General features: G+C 45.7%; 14 protein-coding genes and 1 riboswitch. Of the genes, 7 read left to right on the forward strand and 7 right to left on the reverse strand.

Annotation, left to right across the window (positions count from 1 at the left end):
- Positions 1-441: 441 nt before the first annotated feature.
- A complete protein-coding gene (locus L5M29_RS22880) occupies positions 442-876 on the reverse strand; it encodes a GIY-YIG nuclease family protein (RefSeq protein ID WP_263170248.1) in 435 nt (144 codons plus the stop codon).
- A gap of 11 nt (positions 877-887) precedes the next feature.
- The gene (locus tag L5M29_RS22885; RefSeq protein ID WP_263170250.1) at positions 888-3,023 is read right to left on the reverse strand and encodes a S9 family peptidase; all 2,136 of its coding nucleotides are present in this window, start codon (positions 3,021-3,023) and stop codon (positions 888-890) included.
- Positions 3,024-3,203: 180 nt separating this feature from the next.
- Positions 3,204-3,435: riboswitch (FMN riboswitch) on the forward strand.
- A gap of 190 nt (positions 3,436-3,625) precedes the next feature.
- Here L5M29_RS22885 and ribB point away from each other — a divergent pair.
- Both ribB and L5M29_RS22895 read left to right on the forward strand, forming a co-directional pair.
- Positions 3,626-4,279, forward strand: a complete 654-nt coding sequence (ribB, locus tag L5M29_RS22890; RefSeq protein ID WP_105250977.1) for a 3,4-dihydroxy-2-butanone-4-phosphate synthase — start codon at positions 3,626-3,628, stop codon at positions 4,277-4,279.
- Between the two features lie 434 nt (positions 4,280-4,713).
- A complete protein-coding gene (locus L5M29_RS22895; protein ID WP_263170252.1) occupies positions 4,714-7,938 on the forward strand; it encodes an EAL domain-containing protein in 3,225 nt (1,074 codons plus the stop codon).
- A gap of 72 nt (positions 7,939-8,010) precedes the next feature.
- On the opposite strand, the gene ftnA is transcribed toward L5M29_RS22895, so the two are convergent.
- Positions 8,011-8,547 (reverse strand): non-heme ferritin, encoded by a 537-nt coding sequence (gene ftnA / locus L5M29_RS22900; protein ID WP_105250975.1) that lies wholly within the window; start codon positions 8,545-8,547, stop codon positions 8,011-8,013.
- A gap of 349 nt (positions 8,548-8,896) precedes the next feature.
- Between ftnA and glp the strand changes: the two genes are divergently transcribed.
- From glp to L5M29_RS22920, 4 genes are all read left to right on the forward strand, one after another.
- Positions 8,897-10,150: a gephyrin-like molybdotransferase Glp gene (gene glp, locus L5M29_RS22905; protein WP_168826933.1), complete on the forward strand. Its 1,254-nt coding sequence runs from the start codon at positions 8,897-8,899 to the stop codon at positions 10,148-10,150.
- 10 nt (positions 10,151-10,160) lie between these two features.
- Entirely contained in the window at positions 10,161-10,931 is a 771-nt protein-coding gene (gene moeB / locus L5M29_RS22910) for a molybdopterin-synthase adenylyltransferase MoeB (protein WP_263170254.1), read from the forward strand.
- 128 nt (positions 10,932-11,059) lie between these two features.
- A complete protein-coding gene (locus L5M29_RS22915) occupies positions 11,060-11,722 on the forward strand; it encodes a Bax inhibitor-1 family protein (RefSeq protein ID WP_168826929.1) in 663 nt (220 codons plus the stop codon).
- Between the two features lie 17 nt (positions 11,723-11,739).
- On the forward strand, positions 11,740-11,985 hold the full coding sequence (locus L5M29_RS22920; protein WP_263170257.1) for a DUF333 domain-containing protein: 246 nt from the start codon (positions 11,740-11,742) through the stop codon (positions 11,983-11,985).
- A 92-nt stretch (positions 11,986-12,077) separates the two neighbouring features.
- Here L5M29_RS22920 and rlmF read toward each other — a convergent pair whose 3' ends face one another.
- Both rlmF and L5M29_RS22930 read right to left on the reverse strand, forming a co-directional pair.
- A complete protein-coding gene (gene rlmF / locus L5M29_RS22925; RefSeq protein WP_263170259.1) occupies positions 12,078-13,178 on the reverse strand; it encodes a 23S rRNA (adenine(1618)-N(6))-methyltransferase RlmF in 1,101 nt (366 codons plus the stop codon).
- 58 nt (positions 13,179-13,236) lie between these two features.
- The gene (locus tag L5M29_RS22930) at positions 13,237-13,665 is read right to left on the reverse strand and encodes a flagellar basal body-associated protein FliL (RefSeq protein WP_105250969.1); all 429 of its coding nucleotides are present in this window, start codon (positions 13,663-13,665) and stop codon (positions 13,237-13,239) included.
- A 223-nt stretch (positions 13,666-13,888) separates the two neighbouring features.
- Between L5M29_RS22930 and L5M29_RS22935 the strand changes: the two genes are divergently transcribed.
- Positions 13,889-14,452: a chorismate--pyruvate lyase family protein gene (locus L5M29_RS22935; protein ID WP_263170261.1), complete on the forward strand. Its 564-nt coding sequence runs from the start codon at positions 13,889-13,891 to the stop codon at positions 14,450-14,452.
- A 118-nt stretch (positions 14,453-14,570) separates the two neighbouring features.
- On the opposite strand, the gene L5M29_RS22940 is transcribed toward L5M29_RS22935, so the two are convergent.
- Together L5M29_RS22940 and L5M29_RS22945 are read right to left on the reverse strand one after the other, a co-directional pair.
- Positions 14,571-17,150 carry an immune inhibitor A domain-containing protein gene (locus L5M29_RS22940; protein ID WP_263170262.1) on the reverse strand — a complete coding sequence of 860 codons (2,580 nt, stop codon included), beginning with the start codon at positions 17,148-17,150 and terminating at the stop codon, positions 14,571-14,573.
- Between the two features lie 317 nt (positions 17,151-17,467).
- Positions 17,468-18,061 (reverse strand): YhgN family NAAT transporter, encoded by a 594-nt coding sequence (locus L5M29_RS22945; protein WP_011848195.1) that lies wholly within the window; start codon positions 18,059-18,061, stop codon positions 17,468-17,470.
- Between the last annotated feature and the right edge of the window lie 403 nt (positions 18,062-18,464).

Below are 18,464 nucleotides of genomic sequence, written 5' to 3' on the forward strand. Positions count from 1 at the left end.
TGCTATGACAATTGATTTGATGATGAGACAGTCAGACTGATCTACTGAAAACCTTAGCTCGCCATAGGCTCATAATGAAGCCGCAAGGATGATAAGGACAGTAGAAGCAGATATCCATCAGGGCCAGAGGCATACCTCAATAACAGGCCGAATATATGGGTGCAATGAACTCTTCTCATAATCGCTATCGAATGTCTTGCAAACCGGATGGGTCCATATATGGCGAGCTAGCTTTCGCAGGTGCAGGGATGCATCCTTCGGAAGCGATAGCAAATTTGTCGATGAGCACAAGGGGCTTCCAACTCCGTCAGGGGCGTCTTGGAGAATCCAAGGAGGATAGGACGAGCAGTCCTCCTTGGTCGGGTGTGGGGTCAAGCCCCACGACGTTGATTTAGCTTTTGCCTGAAAACAATAAGATCTGAATGATGTCAGAGTTCAGTGTCATCTGAGTACAGATTCGATCAACGCCAATTTCTGAGCACGACTCAGTTTTTTAACCGCGATTTCACGCTTTAGGGCATCGCTGCGAGTGCCGACTTTTTCTTGATACATCAGCGTTAATGGACCTTTACCGCGCAGATACTTAGCGGATTTGATGCCACCCGACTGATGCTCGCTAAAGCGTCGTGTGACATCTGTGGTGACACCTGTGTATAAATGCCCGTTGGCGCAGCGGACTAGATACAAATACCAGAGGGATGCTGATTTTATGGGTGTAGGCTTCAGAGGTGCAGGATTTAATGGTACGGGATTCAGCGCATCTTCTGTCGTAGCGACAGCGCTAGTCACTGGAGCAAGTGTGTCTGCCACCAGTGACTCATGTTGCTGTAAAGCGCCTCTGTCAGTATTGCCTAGGTTGACGGCTGATCCAGTCACTTGCGAATGACCTACTTCGCCATACCTAACAGACTCAAGAAGAAGGCATATTCTTGGGCTGTGTCTTGGTATTGGCGATAGCGACCACTCTTACCGCCGTGGCCAGCTTCCATATCCACATTGAATAACAACACCTTATCATCCATCTTGTACCACTTATTCTGTACATCGCGCAGTTTAGCGACCCACTTGGCGGGTTCAAAATACTGCACTTGGGAATCATGCAAACCTGTCGTCACTAGCATGTGTGGGTATTCTTGCTCGGTGACATTGTCGTAGGGCGAGTAACTCAGCATGTAATCGAAATAGGTTTTCTCGTTCGGATTGCCCCACTCGTCATACTCATTGGTCGTCAACGGAATCGACTCGTCCAGCATAGTCGTCACCACATCAACAAAAGGTACATGGGCTGCAAGGGCGAAATACTTATCCGGAGCTTGGTTAGCAATCGCGCCCATTAGCAAACCACCCGCGCTGCCACCAGAAGCGACGATCTTGTTTTTGTCGCCATAACCTTGCGCCGTTAATGCCGTTGTTACGTCAATAAAATCATTGAAGGTATTCTGCTTATTCAACAGCTTACCATTGTCATACCAAGGACGGCCGAGCATTTCTGAGCCGCGTACATGGGCAATGGCATACACAAAACCGCGGTCGAGCAAACTAATAACAGATGAAGAAAAATCGGGTTCTACTGTGTAACCGTAAGATCCATAACCGTATTGATACAGAGGGTTAGTACCATCTTTCTTGAATTTATCTTTACGATACACCAAAGAGACGGGCACTTTTGCACCATCGCGGGCCGTCACAAATATCCGTTCGGCACGATACTGGCTGGCATCGAAGCCGCCTAAGACTTGATCTTGTTTTAATAAATCACGTCTATCGGGATTCACCAGCGAATATTCGTATACGGCTTCTGGCGTCGTTAGGCTGGAGTAGAAAATGCGTAACTTATTGCTGTCTTGCTGGGAATTAATCTCTAAACCCATCACATAAGCAGGCTCATCAAAGCTCAACTCGAAGGGCTTTTGACCATTGAGCGGCATCACTTTAATCCGCGTTAGGCCATTTTCACGGGTCTGAATAATCAGATAATCCTTGAGCACCAACTCGTCTTCGATACGGGCATTGGGATTATGCGCAACCACTTCTTGCCACTTAGATTTGTCCGCTGCATCTTTAATGGCGACTTTCATCAAACGGAAGTTAGTCGCCTGCCAGTTGGTGAGAATGTAATAAGTATCACCCAGCTTAGACACACTGTATTCGTGGCCTTCTTCCCGCGCTAATACTGGCTTGAATAAACCCAGAGGATCTTTGGCATCGAGCACCGACACTTCGCTGGTCGTGGTGCTTTCTTGGAACAACACAATTTGCGACTCATCTAAGGTTTTACCAAGTGAAATATAAAATGAATCGTCTTGTTCTTCATACACTAAGACATCGCTCGATTGCTTAGTGCCCAGCTCGTGGCGATACACTTGATAGCCCAGCAAGGTTTTTAGATCTTTGGCGATATAGAACACATGCTTGTTGTCGTTCGCCCACACTACGCGACCTTCGGTATTTTCAAGCACGTCGGTGATCATGTCGCCCGAAGCCAAGTCTTTAAAATAGATGTGATATACACGGCGGCTGAGGACGTCTTCGCCAAAGGCCAACATGGTTTCATCTGGGCTGACACTGGCGCCGCCTAAACCATAAAACTCATGGCCCTTAGCTCGCTCGTTAACGTCGAGCATCACTTGCTCAACACCATCGGCGCCCTTACGGCTGATCAGCGGATATTCGCTGCCCTCTTGGTATCTGTGATAGTAGCTGTGCTGATGCCATTGGTACGGCACGCTCGACTCATCGGCGACTAAACGCTCGGTTAACTCTTTATAAAGACCATCTTGCAGCGGCTTTAATGGTTTGAAATAAGCAGCGGTATAGCGATTCTCAGCGTTGAGATAGGCCAACACTTTAGGATCTTTGCGCTCATCATCACGCAGCCAATAGTAATCATCGGTACGTGTTACGCCATGTAAAGTCATCACATGGGGAATTTTTTCAGCAACCGGGGCGGGTACTTGCCCTTTGGAGGTCGAACAAGCGGATAACAGCATAACAATACCTAAAGTGAGTAGCAGAGAGCGCATTTATACGTCCTTGTGACGTCCATAACGACCGTCGAAGAATGCGACGGCAAGTCAATTAGCTTATGTGTTCAGTATGATAGTGGTCAGGTGTGCACTAGCGCAAACATTGAACGTGAGAAGTTGCCATTCGCGGTAAATAAGAGCAACATAACCGCGTTTTTGAGCGCAAATGGCTCAAAAGCAAATTCTCAGGGCGGGGTGAAACTCCCCACCGGCGGTAAATGGGTAACGACTAAGTGATTATTTTGCTGAGCGACACCCAAAGCCCGCGAGCGCCCGAAATCACTTTCGGGGTCAGCAGATCTGGTGCCTTAGATTTTGCCTAGTGCAAAACTGACTATTCCAGAGCCGACGGTAATGGACTGTTTGCTTCAATGGCGACAGTGCTGAGTCCGGATGGAAGAGAATGTAAGACAACACCTTGCGGTATTTAAGTGCAACGCACTTATGTATTGCAGTGTTAGCCTCATGTTTTGCAATAACTTCACCCCAAGTGAAGTGATATTGCTACAGCAAAATCGAGCCTTTTGGTTTGATTACGTTGTATTTCTGCACGCCCTGATTCTGGATATTCCAATGTCGTTTATTTAAGGATATTAACCATGAATCAGTCTTTACTTGCTCCTTTTGGTACTGCTATCGAACGCGTTGAAGCGGGTCTTAATGCCCTGCGTCAAGGCCAAGGTGTGTTAGTTGTCGATGACGAAGATAGAGAAAACGAAGGCGATTTAATTTTCGCTGCCGAGACACTGACGAACGCTCAAATGGCCATGCTCATCCGTGAATGTAGCGGTATTGTTTGCCTGTGTTTACCCGATGCAAAAGTCAAAGCCCTAGAGTTACCCCCTATGGTGGAAAACAACTCGAGCCAATACGGCACGGCGTTTACTGTGAGTATTGAAGCTAAAGTCGGTGTGACTACAGGGGTTTCTGCCGCCGATCGCGTGACCACCATTAAAGCGGCGATTGCCGATGGCGCTAAGCCAAGTGATCTCGCTCGTCCTGGCCATGTGTATCCACTTCGCGCCCAACCGGGTGGGGTATTGACCCGCCGTGGTCACACTGAAGGCACTATTGATTTAATGCAACTCGCGGGTTTAAAAGCCGCTGGCGTATTGTGTGAAGTCACTAACACCGATGGCACTATGGCGCGTTTGCCCGAAATTATTGCCTTCGGGGCGCAGCACAATATACCCGTATTAACGATTGAAGATATTGTCGTTTATCGCAAATCATTGCTGGCCAATGTCGGCTAGATAACACGCCAATCGCCTGAATCTAGGGCATTGATTTAAATAGAAGGACGTTTAGCTGCCGCAAACGTCCTTTTTATTTAAGTAGATTTACCGTTAACAATCGCGTTCCACCTAATGCACTAAAAAACCGATGAAAGGTAAAGTTAAACAAGTCATTCTTTCGAATGATGAAATACTGCTTCACATCACAGACAAAGCAAATGCTTGTTTGATAGGTGCAAAATAGGTTAATAAAAATAGTCTCTTAGCATGATATATAACAATTTGCTTAATTTCGTGACCTAGATTAGATATCCATAAACTAAAGGTCGCGGTAGCTGGCTGCCTATGTTAAATATCCTCACCCTGTGCCTAGTCCTATTTGTAACTCGGATTCAACGTTATTACGTTGAATTTTCTTTTTCTGCCTAGGCGAACGAGTGGAGTGATCTTTAATGCCGTCAGCGCTACACCATCTCAGTTTGAAGCAAAAGCTCATTCTGTTTTCGTTAGTCCCATTATTAATGATGAGCTTTTTCATTCTGACGCGCATGCATGACTTAATAAAGGAATCACACTCGGCCAAGCACAATCATCTTGCGGTACAAACAACGGTACAAATCACAGAGCTACTCTATCAGTTGCAAAACGAATATGGTCTAAGTACAAATCAGCGACCAACCGATGAAGTGCTATTACAGCAACAAGCGACTAGATCAAAAGCACTCAATGCGTTATTGAACGGTGAGCCTTTAGAGCATCTTCTGGAGGCGCTCGACCCTAAAAGTATTGAAGCAAACAAAATGAACGCATTGTTGGATGCGCTCAAACTCACTGGCCACAAGCTCGCTAACGTTCACCAAAACCACACAGACGAAACACTGAGTCAGTTTACGGAACTCTATAATCAATTCCACACTCAGCTTTTGCAGCTCATTCAGTTATTACAGTTACAAACCAATGAAATCAGTCAGTCCCGTGCCTATACCGATCTATTGAACCTACTTATGGTGCAGGAGTTGGCCGTAAAAGAACGAAGTGCCATCAATCAATTACTGCTCAGCAAATCACTCAATATTAATGATTACCGCACCATAATCTCCTTTATGTATGAATATGAGCGAGCCGTGATGCACGCGAGTAATGCATCAATTTCCGATAGAAGGTCCTTACTGCAAAACCTACAAGATTCGCCAGAAAATCAACGCATTCTGCAAATCAGCAAGCAAATTGAACAACAAACTCGCATTAGCGCTCTGGCACAAAATATTAATGCCTACTTAGGTTACGGTGGCTTAATGGGCAGTTTTCAGGACTATTTGCTTAAGGGCGATGAGATTTCACTGCAAAAATTTAATGCAGCACTTGCGACGATTCAGCTTAATTTGGATGAACTCAGTCACGAGACTCGTTCTCTACCCGAATTTAAGGTGGCGCTGAAAACCATTGAGGACAGCATAAATCAATACCAGTTCAGCATGGTCAAGTTGCAGCAACTGAAGCAGCAAGGTTTGCCGATGATGGAGATCAAAGCCATCGCGCAAGTCCCAGCCAGTGAGGACAAATTAAGCCAAGCGATGAGCCAACTATTAATGCCGCCACATCCAATTGATAGCCAGGAGTGGTGGGATCTCACCACTCAGCGTATCAATCAACTACATTTGCTGGCGCAAAATATCACCAAGAACATGGCGCAGCAGAGCGAATATCAACAAAACCACACCTTAATCTTACTCGGCTTATACTTGTTCTCGGCTTTGTTCACCGCGACCATCACACTTTGGCTTGGACAAAAGATCATCCGCAATTTTATGGATAAGATCACTAAGATTGCCAATGACATGCAGCAAATGGCAGCAGATCCACAGCTCAATATTAATATCCAAGTCTCAGGCACAGATGAACTCGCTCGCATGGCCCGTGCCATGAACCGTATGATTAGCGAACGGCAAAAAGCAAACCATGCCCTAAGCCGTGCCGCAGCTGTGTTTGACTATTCTGCCGAAGGCATAATGGTGACAGATGCCGACAACCATATTGAACTGGTCAACCCCGCGTTTTGCCACATTACGGGCTATTCATTGGAAGAAGTAAAAGGCCGCAGTCCCTCCCTACTCAGCTCTAGCCGTCATCCTAAGCACTTTTACACCGCCATGTGGGAGTCACTACAAAAAGAAGGGAAATGGGAGGGTGAAGTTTGGAATAAACGCAAAGATGGCCAAGTATATCCCGAGTATCTAGCGATTACTGTGGTGCGAAATGAGCAAGGTAAAATAATCCAACATATTGGTTTATTTATGGATATCAGTAAGCGAAAGCAATATGAGCAGGATCTTTGGTATCAGGCCAACTTCGATGGATTAACTGGACTGCCTAATCGTAAGCTGTTCAATGAACGACTGCAGCACGAAATCCATGTGGCGCAGCATGACTCTCGCAAGCTGGCTATCTTGCTGATTGATTTGGATCAATTCAAATATATCAATGATGTACAAGGCCATGCCACTGGCGACTTATTACTTAAAGATGTCGCAAAGCGCTTAGAAGGCATTGCGGGGAGAACCGATTTTATCGCACGTATCGGTGGCGACGAGTTTGTGCTTATCTTGCCACGACTGACTAACGAACTCGCCATCGAACACATGGCAACCCGAATCATTGAAACCTTAGGTATGCCATTTAACTTAAATGACCGCGAGATCCAGATTTCAGCCAGCTTTGGTATCGGCGTCTATCCCGAAGATGGCCTCGATGTCAGCTCACTCACCCGCAATACCGAAACCGCCATGTATCAAGCCAAAGATGCAGGGCGGAACAATTTTAAATACTTCACCGCGGGTATGAATCAAGCCATGTTCGCCCGGATGGAGTTAGAACAACGTCTACGCCGTGCCGTGGCACAAAATGAATTTGCCCTGCATTATCAACCTATCGTGGATATGCAAACCGGAAGTGTCTGCAGCGTCGAAGCCCTTATCCGCTGGCAAGACCCCGAGCTTGGGTTGATCCCGCCGGATCAATTTATCCCATTAGCCGAAGAAACCGGATTGATAGAGCCTATGGGCGAATGGGTGCTCAACCAAGCCATGCATGATCTGAGACAATGGCAGAAAAGTGGCTTAAATATCAATGTCGCGATTAATGTTTCCAGCCGCCAATGTATCAATACACGCGGCATGGGATTCGACCAAGTGTTGCAAGAGTGCTTCAACCGCCACCACGTTAACCCACGAAATGTGCATATTGAGATCACTGAAAGCATGCTGATGGGCGATGCCAGCCATTGCTTGAGCACGCTCGAGTCTATTCGTCATTTAGGCTCGCAAATCTATATCGATGACTTTGGTACGGGTTATTCTTCCCTGAGTTATCTGAAAAAATTCCCGATTTCAGTGATTAAAATCGACCGCAGCTTTGTGGAAAATGCCCTCGAAAATAACTCGAACGCCAACTTAGTCAAAGCGATTGTCATGATGGGGCAAAGCCTAGAAATGGAGTTAGTTGCTGAAGGCATAGAAACCGAAGCACAGTGGCACTTCCTACGAGATTTAGGTTGTCACTTCGCTCAAGGGTATTTGATCTCCAAACCGCTCCCCTTCAATGAAATCACTCCCTTGCTACGCATCAAGCACACAGCACTGTTGAATGATGGCTATCAAGATAAATGCGTGAATATCTAAGCTTATAAAAAATAAAACGATAAAGAACAAAAAAGCAGCCTAGGCTGCTTTTTTGTGGCAAATAAAACGGACTTAAGCCTGTGGTTGGCCTTGGCCGTTCATTATGCTTTCGCCACCCTTAGAGGCTAGCTTAGCTAAATCTTTATCAATAAAGAACAGTGCCTTACCATCTTCGCCCACTAAACGTATCTTATCGACAATCGACTTAAACAGCTTTTCTTCTTCATGCTGCTCAGCGACATACCATTGTAAGAAGTTAAAGGTTGAGTAATCTTGATTCGAAAATGCGGCATGGGCCAAGGCATTGATCTGACGGGTAATAAGCTGCTCATGCTCATAGGTTAATTCAAACAACGCCAGTAAAGAATCGAACTGTGACTGTGGCGCCGCAATCGCACCTAACAAAGGTAAGCCACCGGTTTCACTCACATACGTGAACAGACGACGCATATGGCCCATTTCTTCATCCGCGTGCTCACGCATAAACTTAGCTGCGCCTTCAAATCCCTGATCTTCACACCACGCACTCATTTGCAGGTATAAATTTGAGGAGAAGAACTCCATATTAATTTGTTCATTCAACTTTTCGATCATAGTTGCAGACAGCATAGTAAATCCTCTTTTGCATTCGAACTGAATCATGGGGGACATTGTCATCAAGGGGGTCGACAAAAGCAACAAAATTTACCTTTGGATTTCTTGCTAAGTTAATGATTCATTGATAAAAATGATTTTCATTTGTTCATCGACTCGCGTTCAACCCTCGAATTAGCGCAGTAAATTGTGTGACTTCTAGCGAGGTTATCGCCCAAAGTGGCAGAAAAAACTGACTGCCCTATCACAGAAACTCACATGCAAATCATAGCCATCCCAGATCACCGTGGCATAATAGCCAGTCATAATCAGGTGGAAATTCATTCAGCGTCATTACGACCCATTGCATATAAGGCAGACCCTAATGTCCGTAACAGCCGATCCTTGTTCGCAACCTAGCTTAATGCATCCAGATCAAGCTATTCCCCTTTTGCTCGAGCAAGTTAGCCCAGTGTCAGACACCGAAGTCGTATTGCTTCCCCATGCCCTTGGCCGCGTCCTAGCAGAAGATTTAGCTTCCTGCATCGACCTGCCGCCCTTTAACAACTCCTCTATGGACGGCTACGCCTTCCGTTTTGTCGACTTAAATACGCAAACCAATCAGACCGCATTACGCCTTATCGGCAGTTCCTTCGCCGGCCATGGTTTTAAAGGTGAAGCCAAACCTAATACCTGCGTACGGATCATGACAGGCGCGCCTGTGCCTACAGGTTATGACACAGTGCAAATGCAGGAAGAAGCCGAGGTTGAAGGTGAGATTATTCATATCCGCCATCCTAGGGCACAAGGCGCCAATGTGCGTTGCCGCGGTGAAGAACTCACCCAAGGCACTAAAGTGCTCAGTGCTGGCATTCAAATTGGTGCTGCCGAACTCGGGGTGTTGGCCACTATTGGTGTTAGCCAAGTGCGAGTTTATCGTCAGCTTAAAGTGGCCTTTTTCTCCACTGGCGATGAACTGCGTCCCGTTGGCAGCGAATTAGCCCTAGGACAAATTTACGATTCAAACCGTTACTCGATCCAAGGTTTACTCAGCCGCGCTAACGTGGAATGGCTCGATTTAGGCGTAATAGCCGATGATCCTGAAGCCATACGTCAGGCATTTCGCCATGCTGCCAGCCAAGCCGACATGGTATTAACCTCGGGTGGCGTGTCGGTCGGTGAAGCAGATTTCACCAAACAAATTCTTGATGAGGAAGGCAAAATTACCTTCTGGAAACTCGCCATCAAACCAGGCAAGCCCTTTGCCATGGGCCGTATCGGCAAAGCAATATTCTGTGGTTTACCGGGGAATCCCGTATCTTCTATGGTGACGTTTTACAAACTCGTTTGGCCAATACTGAACAAGATGCAGGGCTTAACCCCAGTTGCACCTTTGATGTTAGACGCTACGCTCACCACGCCTGTACGTAAACAACCGGGCCGCGTCGAATATCAACGGGGCGTTTTAAGCCGTAATGCACAAGGTAAACTTGAAGTTGCCATTACTGGTAGCCAAGGTTCTGGCATGTTGACTTCGATGAGCTTAGCAAACTGTTTCGTTTTATTGGAGCAATTCCAAGGTGATACTCCCGCTGGCACCCAAGTGACTGTCGAGCCATTTAACAGCGTGCTTTGCTAGGAAAATCCCAATGAATGTGCCAAAAGATATTCTCAGCGACAGCGAACTCTTAAGATACAGCCGCCAAATATCCATCAAGGCTATGGATATCGACGGTCAAGAACGCTTAAAACAAGCCAAAGTGCTCATGATAGGCGCTGGCGGTTTGGGCTGTGCCGCCAGCCAGTACCTCACGGTTGCGGGTATTGGTGAACTGACACTGGTCGATTTTGATACAGTTGAATTATCCAACTTGCAGCGCCAAGTGCTGCATCAAGATGCCAATGTCGGCCAGCCTAAAGTCGAATCGGCTAAACAGAGCCTCATGCAGCTCAATCCCTTTATTAAGATCAACATTATCAATGCAGTATTAGATGATCATGAGATTGACGCCCTAGTCGCCGATCACAATCTAGTGCTCGACTGCACCGATAATGTCAGTGTGCGCGAGCAACTTAATCTCAGCTGTTTTAAGCATAAAGTGCCCTTAGTGTCTGCCGCGGCAATTCGGATGGAAGGCATGGTCACTGTGTTCGATTATCACAGCGAAACGCCTTGTTATCATTGCTTTAGCGCCCTATTTGGCGAGCAACAACTGAGCTGCGTTGAATCGGGTATCCTAGCACCAGTGGTCGGTATGATAGGTTGTTTGCAGGCGGTTGAAGCTATCAAGGTGATCACTGGCATGGGTAAAACCTTAGCAGGACGCATTTTGATGATCGATGCGATGACGATGGAGTTTCGCGAGATGAAGTTACCGAAACAAGCCAACTGCAGTGTTTGTGGCACTAAAGGGGCTTAGGTTGTTCTCGCTTGAAAAACGGCTTTATTTACACTAGCTTAATTGCCACCGCTTAATTTGCCGTCATATAGCTCAACACTGATGACGCTTAATGGCCCGTTAAAATAAGGAAATCATAAGGAAAACATATGGATTCGGAAAACAGTGTATTTGACCGCATGACCACAGACGACCCCATAGTTGGCGCAGGTATTTACAACCTCGTTATCGGCCTCACGCTGATTTGGGGTTTTGCAGTTAACTATTGGATGGTCACCAATATCGACCCAGAGGCGATTGCCAGTGTTAATCCTTGGATTTTCTTTATCGGCTATTTCGCCTCCTGTTTCTTTGGGATTTATCTGTTCCAAAAATCGACTAATCCCGTTGTCAGTTTTATTGGCTACAACTTTGTAGTCGTGCCCTTCGGCTTAATTATCAATATGGTGGTCAGTCAATACGATCCCGAATTGGTGACCGAAGCCATTCGTATCACAGGGCTAGTGACCATAGCCATGATGTGTTTAGGCACACTCTTCCCCGCCTTTTTCCAAAAAATTTCCGGCGCACTCACGATTGCTTTATTGCTCGTTATCGTCGTCGAACTGATTGAAGTGTTTATCTTTAATACTCACCACGGCATTTTAGATTGGATAGTCGTGCTGATTTTCTGCGGTTATATTGGTTATGACTGGGGACGAGCGAATCAAATCCCTAAAACCATAGATAATGCCATCGATAGCGCCGCCGCTTTGTATATGGATATCATCAACTTGTTCCTACGGATCCTGCGGATTTTAGGGCGAAAATAACTCACCAAGGAGTGTCTATGAAAATCAAATTCCTGCTTGTTACTGCTCCACTTCTGGCGAGTGTGGTATTAGTCGGATGCAGTGATACTGAACAAGTAAAAATAGCCAATCCCGCCTCTGAGTATTGTGTCTCCATTGGTGGCAACTTAACAATTGAGAAAACCGCTGAAGGTGAACATGGGATCTGCACCTTACCCAGCGGTGAAGCAATTGAAGAGTGGGCGTTATTCCGTCGCGATCATAAGGAAGAAAAGCCGCAGTAGCAGTAACAGTGGCTATTTTTACTTTTAATAAAAACAGGCGCCATTAGCGCCTGTTTTGTTAGCAGTACTTAATTGGGTCATACTCAAAAGTCTTAACGGGCTAAGTGTTCACCGCGCCAGATTTTGCGCTTAGCTGCTGACTGGAAGCTCCACGCTAAAACCCGCGTAATTTTATTACCCTGCTGCATCTCAATCGTTTTCACAGTATCGACTTTCAACTGCGCTAAGGCTTGATAACAAGGTTTCAGGTTTTCCTTCTTCGACACTAGACTGGTAAACCATAAGCATTGATCTGCAAACATTTGACTCTCACGGATCATAGTCGCTAAAAACTGTCGTTCACCGCCTTGGCACCAAAGCTCAGCCGCTTGACCGCCGAAATTCAGCTTAGGTGCAACCTTTACCAAGCCACCCCGATTGAGCTGCAGATTATTCACCTTACGCTTTGTACCTTCGCTCGCCTCAGCCATAGAGGCATGAAATGGCGGATTGCACAGGGTTAACGCAAAACGTTCTCCGGCTTGAATGATTCCCTTGAAGACCGCCTTGTCATTTGGCTGTAATCGTAAACTTATCTGCCCTTGCAGCACTGGGTTTTTCTCAATAATACTCTGCACATTACTGAGTGAATGGGCATTAATATCCGAGGCGACAAATTGCCAACCGTATACTTGGCAACCCAATATGGGATAAATACCGTTCGCGCCAGTGCCGATATCTAATACCCTAGTTTTATCCAAAGCAAATACATCATCGCCTTCGGCTAGAAGGTCTGCTAAATAATGTAAATAATCGACTCGACCTGGAATAGGAGGACATAACGCTCCATCAGGAATATCCCAAGATTCAATCCCATAATGATGTTTCAGTAGCGCCGCATTAAGCATCTTAACCGCTAACGGATCGGAAAAATCGACTGATAAAGCCCCATAAGGCGTGGGTCGAACAAAGGCTTTTAGCTTAGGGAATGAACTCATCAGCGCCGGAAAATCATAGCCGTTCAAGTGTACATTTCGAGGATGTAAAGCTTTTTTAATCTCAGCACTGGACCTGTTTTTGACCGACTTGGCTTTGCCTTTCACCTCAGTTCTAGCCTGCTTTGGTGCTTTAGTTTTTGCATGACCAATGTTGGCTGTACTCGTTAGGCGTTTCGCAGTCACTAATTGGACGGGTTTCACGGCAGGTTTTGACATAATAGCTCTTGTAACGCAATGGGCCGACCTGAGTCAGCCCATGGAATGGGGCAGTAAATTAATCGTACAGATAAGAGGTGAACAATAAGTTTACGATCAAGGGTTTGCCAGCTTCTTTGGTGATCAAATTGTTGACCATTTCAAAGCACTCACGACGAATCTCTTCACGACCCGTGAGTGACTTAATCTTCTCTTCCGATTGATTGCCTAACACTTCAACAATTGCGGCTCGCAATAATGGATTATGGAGCTCAATTGTCACTAGATCATCTGGACTCTTTACCATTAACTCAACGCTAATCTTCACAAAACCCAATTTCTTGCGATTCGAAATGTAGTTAGTGACAATTTCGGGTTCGAAACCATAGTAGGCATACTCACCCGTCGGTGGGGTTGCTGCTGCAGGTGCAGCTTCTTTTTCATCGGCCGCATAAACACTGAAAACACTTGTAAACAGGATAAGACAGACTGAGAGTAATTTTTTCATAGCGACTTACGGCTCCCTAAAACAATAATGGTAATGGAAGAAACTTCCCAATCTATATAGCCAAACAACCTGAAGATGCAGTATCCGTATCTGGAAGTAGCTTGGGTATATACCCAAACAACCTGAAGATGCAGTGTCCGTATCTGGAAGTAGCTTGGGTATATATGCTCGCGTCGCGACATGCTAGACTGCCGACGTTTGTTTATATTGTAACGAGTATTTAATGAATGTGACTAGCTTAAGCTTTCCCTATGGTGAATCTATTCAGTGGTTTTCAGCCGATCTAGCCGACAAACTCCCCAAATCGCCCTTGAAAGAATGGTTGCTTGCCACTGGCAGCCTAACGCAAAAACTCAAAACTTGCTGTGCTCAATTTGAAGTAAAGATACTAGGCGAAGGACTGCATGCTCCATTAGAGGGCGAATATCCCCAGCAAGGTGCTGTATGGATCCGTGAAGTCTTGCTTTGCCTCGACTCGATACCTTGGGTATTTGCCAGAACCTTGATCCCTGAAAAATTAATGGCCGAGCGCAAAATGGATTTCCTTAGTTTGGGTACTCGCCCCTTAGGTGAATTACTGTTTAGCCAAGATAACTTCATCCCCGGTAGAATCGAAGTTGCCAGTTTCGAAACCTGTAGTCGTCTTGCCCACTTAGCTGAAAGTTTAGATCAAAGTGTCAAACATGCACTCTGGGGACGCCGCCGCTATTTCCATCACGGTGAGCATGAAATGATCGTCAGTGAAATCTTTCTGCCTGCGGCCGAACAAGCTATCCGTCAGTTGTAAACTTTAGACTTCATCCAAAGCTTAGTCAGAATTTAGGCTCAAGACAGATAAAAAAATGCCTCTAGATCAGAGGCATTTTTGTTCGTGTTTCAAACAATCAACTTAGTGCACATTTAACTTAGTGCACATTTAACTGGCGGCGCCAAGTCAATAAGCTAAGGAAAGCAAGGCTTAACCAACCTAAGCTGCCGCCACCTGAACTCTCACTGGCCGGCGGAGTTACTGGAGGCGTAACAGGTGCAACAACCGTTACCGTCGAACTGCTAATCGCCTTAGTATTTTGCGCATCGATAACCGTAAGTGTCACTGTATAAGTGCCAGCCTTCGCATAGGTATGGGTTGGCGCCGTGACAGTGCTTGTCGTGCCATCACCAAAATCCCAAGCGTAGGTTAATACTCCCATACCACCATCAACGTTACTGGTGAAGTTCACCGCTAATTGACTAACTGTCTTACCAAAACTGACAGTTAACGGCGCTATAGCATCAGAGTTCGCATTCGCAAGACGAATAACCGCAGTACCATTGTTGCTGGCTTGAGATAGTACCTGCATTGTCAACCCTAGCTGCTGCAACACCATACCTGACTGTGGCTGTAGTGGCGCGCTGTAATCAAAACTGTCATCGAACAGGCTGACAGCATCGCGATGATTGTCCTCAAAATAGAAGGTTTGATTTACTGTACTAAAGGCCGCATCACGAATTTGTACGTCGGTAGAGCGAGTGCCAATCATGTTTTGGTCAGCATCAATCACGCCAATCAAGCCATGGCCAGCATGGTTTGAAACGTTATTGTCTCTGAAACCTAAATCTTCTAACCAGAGTAAAACTCCGGGATCAAAGCTTTTTGCTTTCAAACCTGCATCGACACCATTATGGCTACGCAGCTGAATAATATAACGAGACTGGGATTTTGGATCCGGACGAGAATCCTTAATCCGGCTATAGCCATAAAGCGTCATTTTATCCGCAACTTCAGCGTTATCACCATATAACTCAGTGGTATTTTGTTTAACACTGATGTTATCAATAGTGATCCCTGACTTAGAGGTTAAATCATCGGTGACATAGTTGATCTCGACAGCAACAGATTTTCCAGCATATGCGGTTAAATCATATTCTAATGTTACCCAAGCATCGCTACCATCCGCAGACGACTCGCCAGTAATAATATGACGAGCGCCATTTATCCCATTGTTCGACTTAGTGTAATTACCTGCAATGGCCACACCATCCACTTTCACCTGCATGTAGTCAAAGTCAAGTTCAATACTCCAACGAGCCTTCATACTCAGAATCAGTTTATCTGTGGTTACGGCAGGTAATTTAACATTAAAAATCATACTGTTATTCAGCATATTCCCTTGACCAGAATAGTACTGATAACTGCCCTGATAAGGTGTTTTAAAAGGAATTAGCGTTGGAGGAAGTGGAATAGAGATCTGATTAACCGCCTGATGATTAACCGCCTCATTCAACGTCACTTCCATGCCTGATTTGGGAATGCTATCTAAGGAAATTTCACGTTCATTTAACCACTTACCTTTGTATCTTTTCTGTAGATAAGATCGAGCATAAGGACTAAAACCACTCGGCTGAGCGCCAGGAATAGCACCAGCCCAACTACCACCAGACATTAAAGACCATAGCCCCACAGGCGAGCCGTCTTTATTATCATTTTCAGTGGTATCATATTCATCAGGCAGACCTAAATCATGGCCAAACTCGTGGGTACACACGCCCGTTGCCGCATCGATAGGCTGGATTGTATAACCGAATACTTTTTTGTTCGTACCAGGAAGCGCATAACCATTGGTTGCTTGGTCGACATAATATCGATGCGACCATATCGCACTCGATCCTAGTTTTCCGCCGCCGACCTCTTCGCCTACGCTAGAGTGGAAAATCATCACATGGTCGATAATGCCATCGGGCTCATCGTAAATACCGTTATTGTTCAAATCATTCTGATCTTCAATATCATAGCTAGCCAGCTCTGCTTCAGACATATTTGCAACAGCTTGAGATACGGCTTCTTTTACCAATTGTTCGACCTGTGAATCACTACGGGTATCTGGATCATTAGCACCATAGTATTCAGCATTTTGCGAGGCGGTATACCAGCCCTTCACATCCCCAGTAAAGGAGAAGGTTTGCCCAGAAACCGCTTGATAATATTGATACCCCGAATCTAACGTCTGCCCCTGTGGACCTTTGAAGCCCGTAGGCGAAAAGAGTAATTCCTTGTAGTGGGACGCAGGATAACTCGGGTAATACATGTCTGTATCCCCCGCTTTTAAGCCATTGTCATCATGTTTTAGATCAGCAAAATCCACTAATACTGTGAGCACTTTAACGGTTTTCTTTACATCCGCATCGGCCTGTAAACGCTGTGCAGGTGAGCGCATCATTTGCGATGATTTAGCTCTTTGTAGACGCGCATGTTCAGCTTCAACTTCGATGCGCGGCGCTTTAGGTTGTGCCAAAGTGGCGCGATGAATATAAGCTTCTATCGCCTCCTGCTTTACGCTATCACTGGCATCGGCGGCCACTTCGCCACGCTTAATCAACCAATATAAAATTCGATCTTTATTAATCACACCCGCATCTGCAGGCGTATGATTCGGAGCTGCAATACTCGCGCCGCTAATCAATGCCAACATCAGTCCAAACGCTGTTACGCCTTTTGTACTTCGCATTTTTAACATCCTTCTGTAACAGCCAACGCCATTCTATTTATTAAGACTAGTGTCTCTTTGTATTAAGACAAATTACCTTTAATGAGTAACCTACTCAGGGTTTATCCGTCTTCAAGTGATAGAGACAGAGTTTTCGACATTAGCAGCACTGCACCTCAGTAACAACTTGATACACCTGTTCGCAGGTAAGATTTGCACTTTTGTCAGCAAACATTCAGCAAACCTCTGTGCTGACTCAATTCCAAGCCAAATCTCTGCCATAAAAAAACCGCATTAACAACGTTAATACGGTTTCGTTTTGATCAAACTAGATAAAGTTAGCCAGCGGTTTTCAGATAGTTTGAAATACCGTCGAGGAACATTTGTACTGAGATCATGACCAGCACCATACCCATCAAACGCTCGACCGCTGTGAGCCCCTTTTCCCCCAGCACACGGGTGAAAAGTTTATAAAACATTAAGATCACCGCACTCGCCCCCCAAGCTGACACTAACGCTATGGTCCAATCGCCCATACGTGAGCTATCGGTATGCGCCAGTAAAATCAAGGCTGCAAGAATCGATGGGCCAGCCATCAAGGGAATAGCCATAGGCACGATAAAAGGCTCTTCTCCCGCGGCTAATCCAACGACACCACCGGGTTGGGGGAAGATCATCTTAATCGCGATCAAAAACAGAATAATACCGCCTGCAATACTCACAGATTCGGAACGAAGATTTAAGAAACTTAAAATGGCTTCACCCGCATAAAGAAAAGACAGCATGATCACTAAGGCGAAAAGTAATTCGCGGATCAGTACCTTACGACGTTTCTTGGGATCGATATGCCGCAGAATCGACGCGAAAATCGGCAAATTCCCCAAAGGGTCCATGATCAGAAACAACATTACCGCAGCAGAAAATATATCCATTTAACGTATCAACACCCAAGCCAACATAGGCCCATATTATATACCCAAACAACCTGAAGATGCAGGATTCAGCGGGAATGTAACGCACTTTAGGCAAGGCCCTTTATTGCTCCTGCATAAATGGCATTCACGCCATATATGGACCCATCCGGTTTATATGGACCCATCCGGTTTGCAAGACATTCGATAGCGATTATGAGAAGAGTTCATTGCACCCATATATTCGGCCTGTTATTGAGGTATGCCTCTGGCCCTGATGGATATCTGCTTCTACTGTCCTTATCATCCTTGCGGCTTCATTATGAGCCTATGGCGAGCTAAGGTTTTCAGTAGATCAGTCTGACTGTCTCATCATCAAATCAATTGTCATAGCAACTTGCTGGTTGATTAATTATTAACGTTT

The organism is Shewanella sp. SM95 (assembly GCF_025653595.1).
In the GTDB taxonomy this organism is placed as follows: Bacteria; Pseudomonadota; Gammaproteobacteria; order Enterobacterales; family Shewanellaceae; genus Shewanella; species Shewanella oncorhynchi.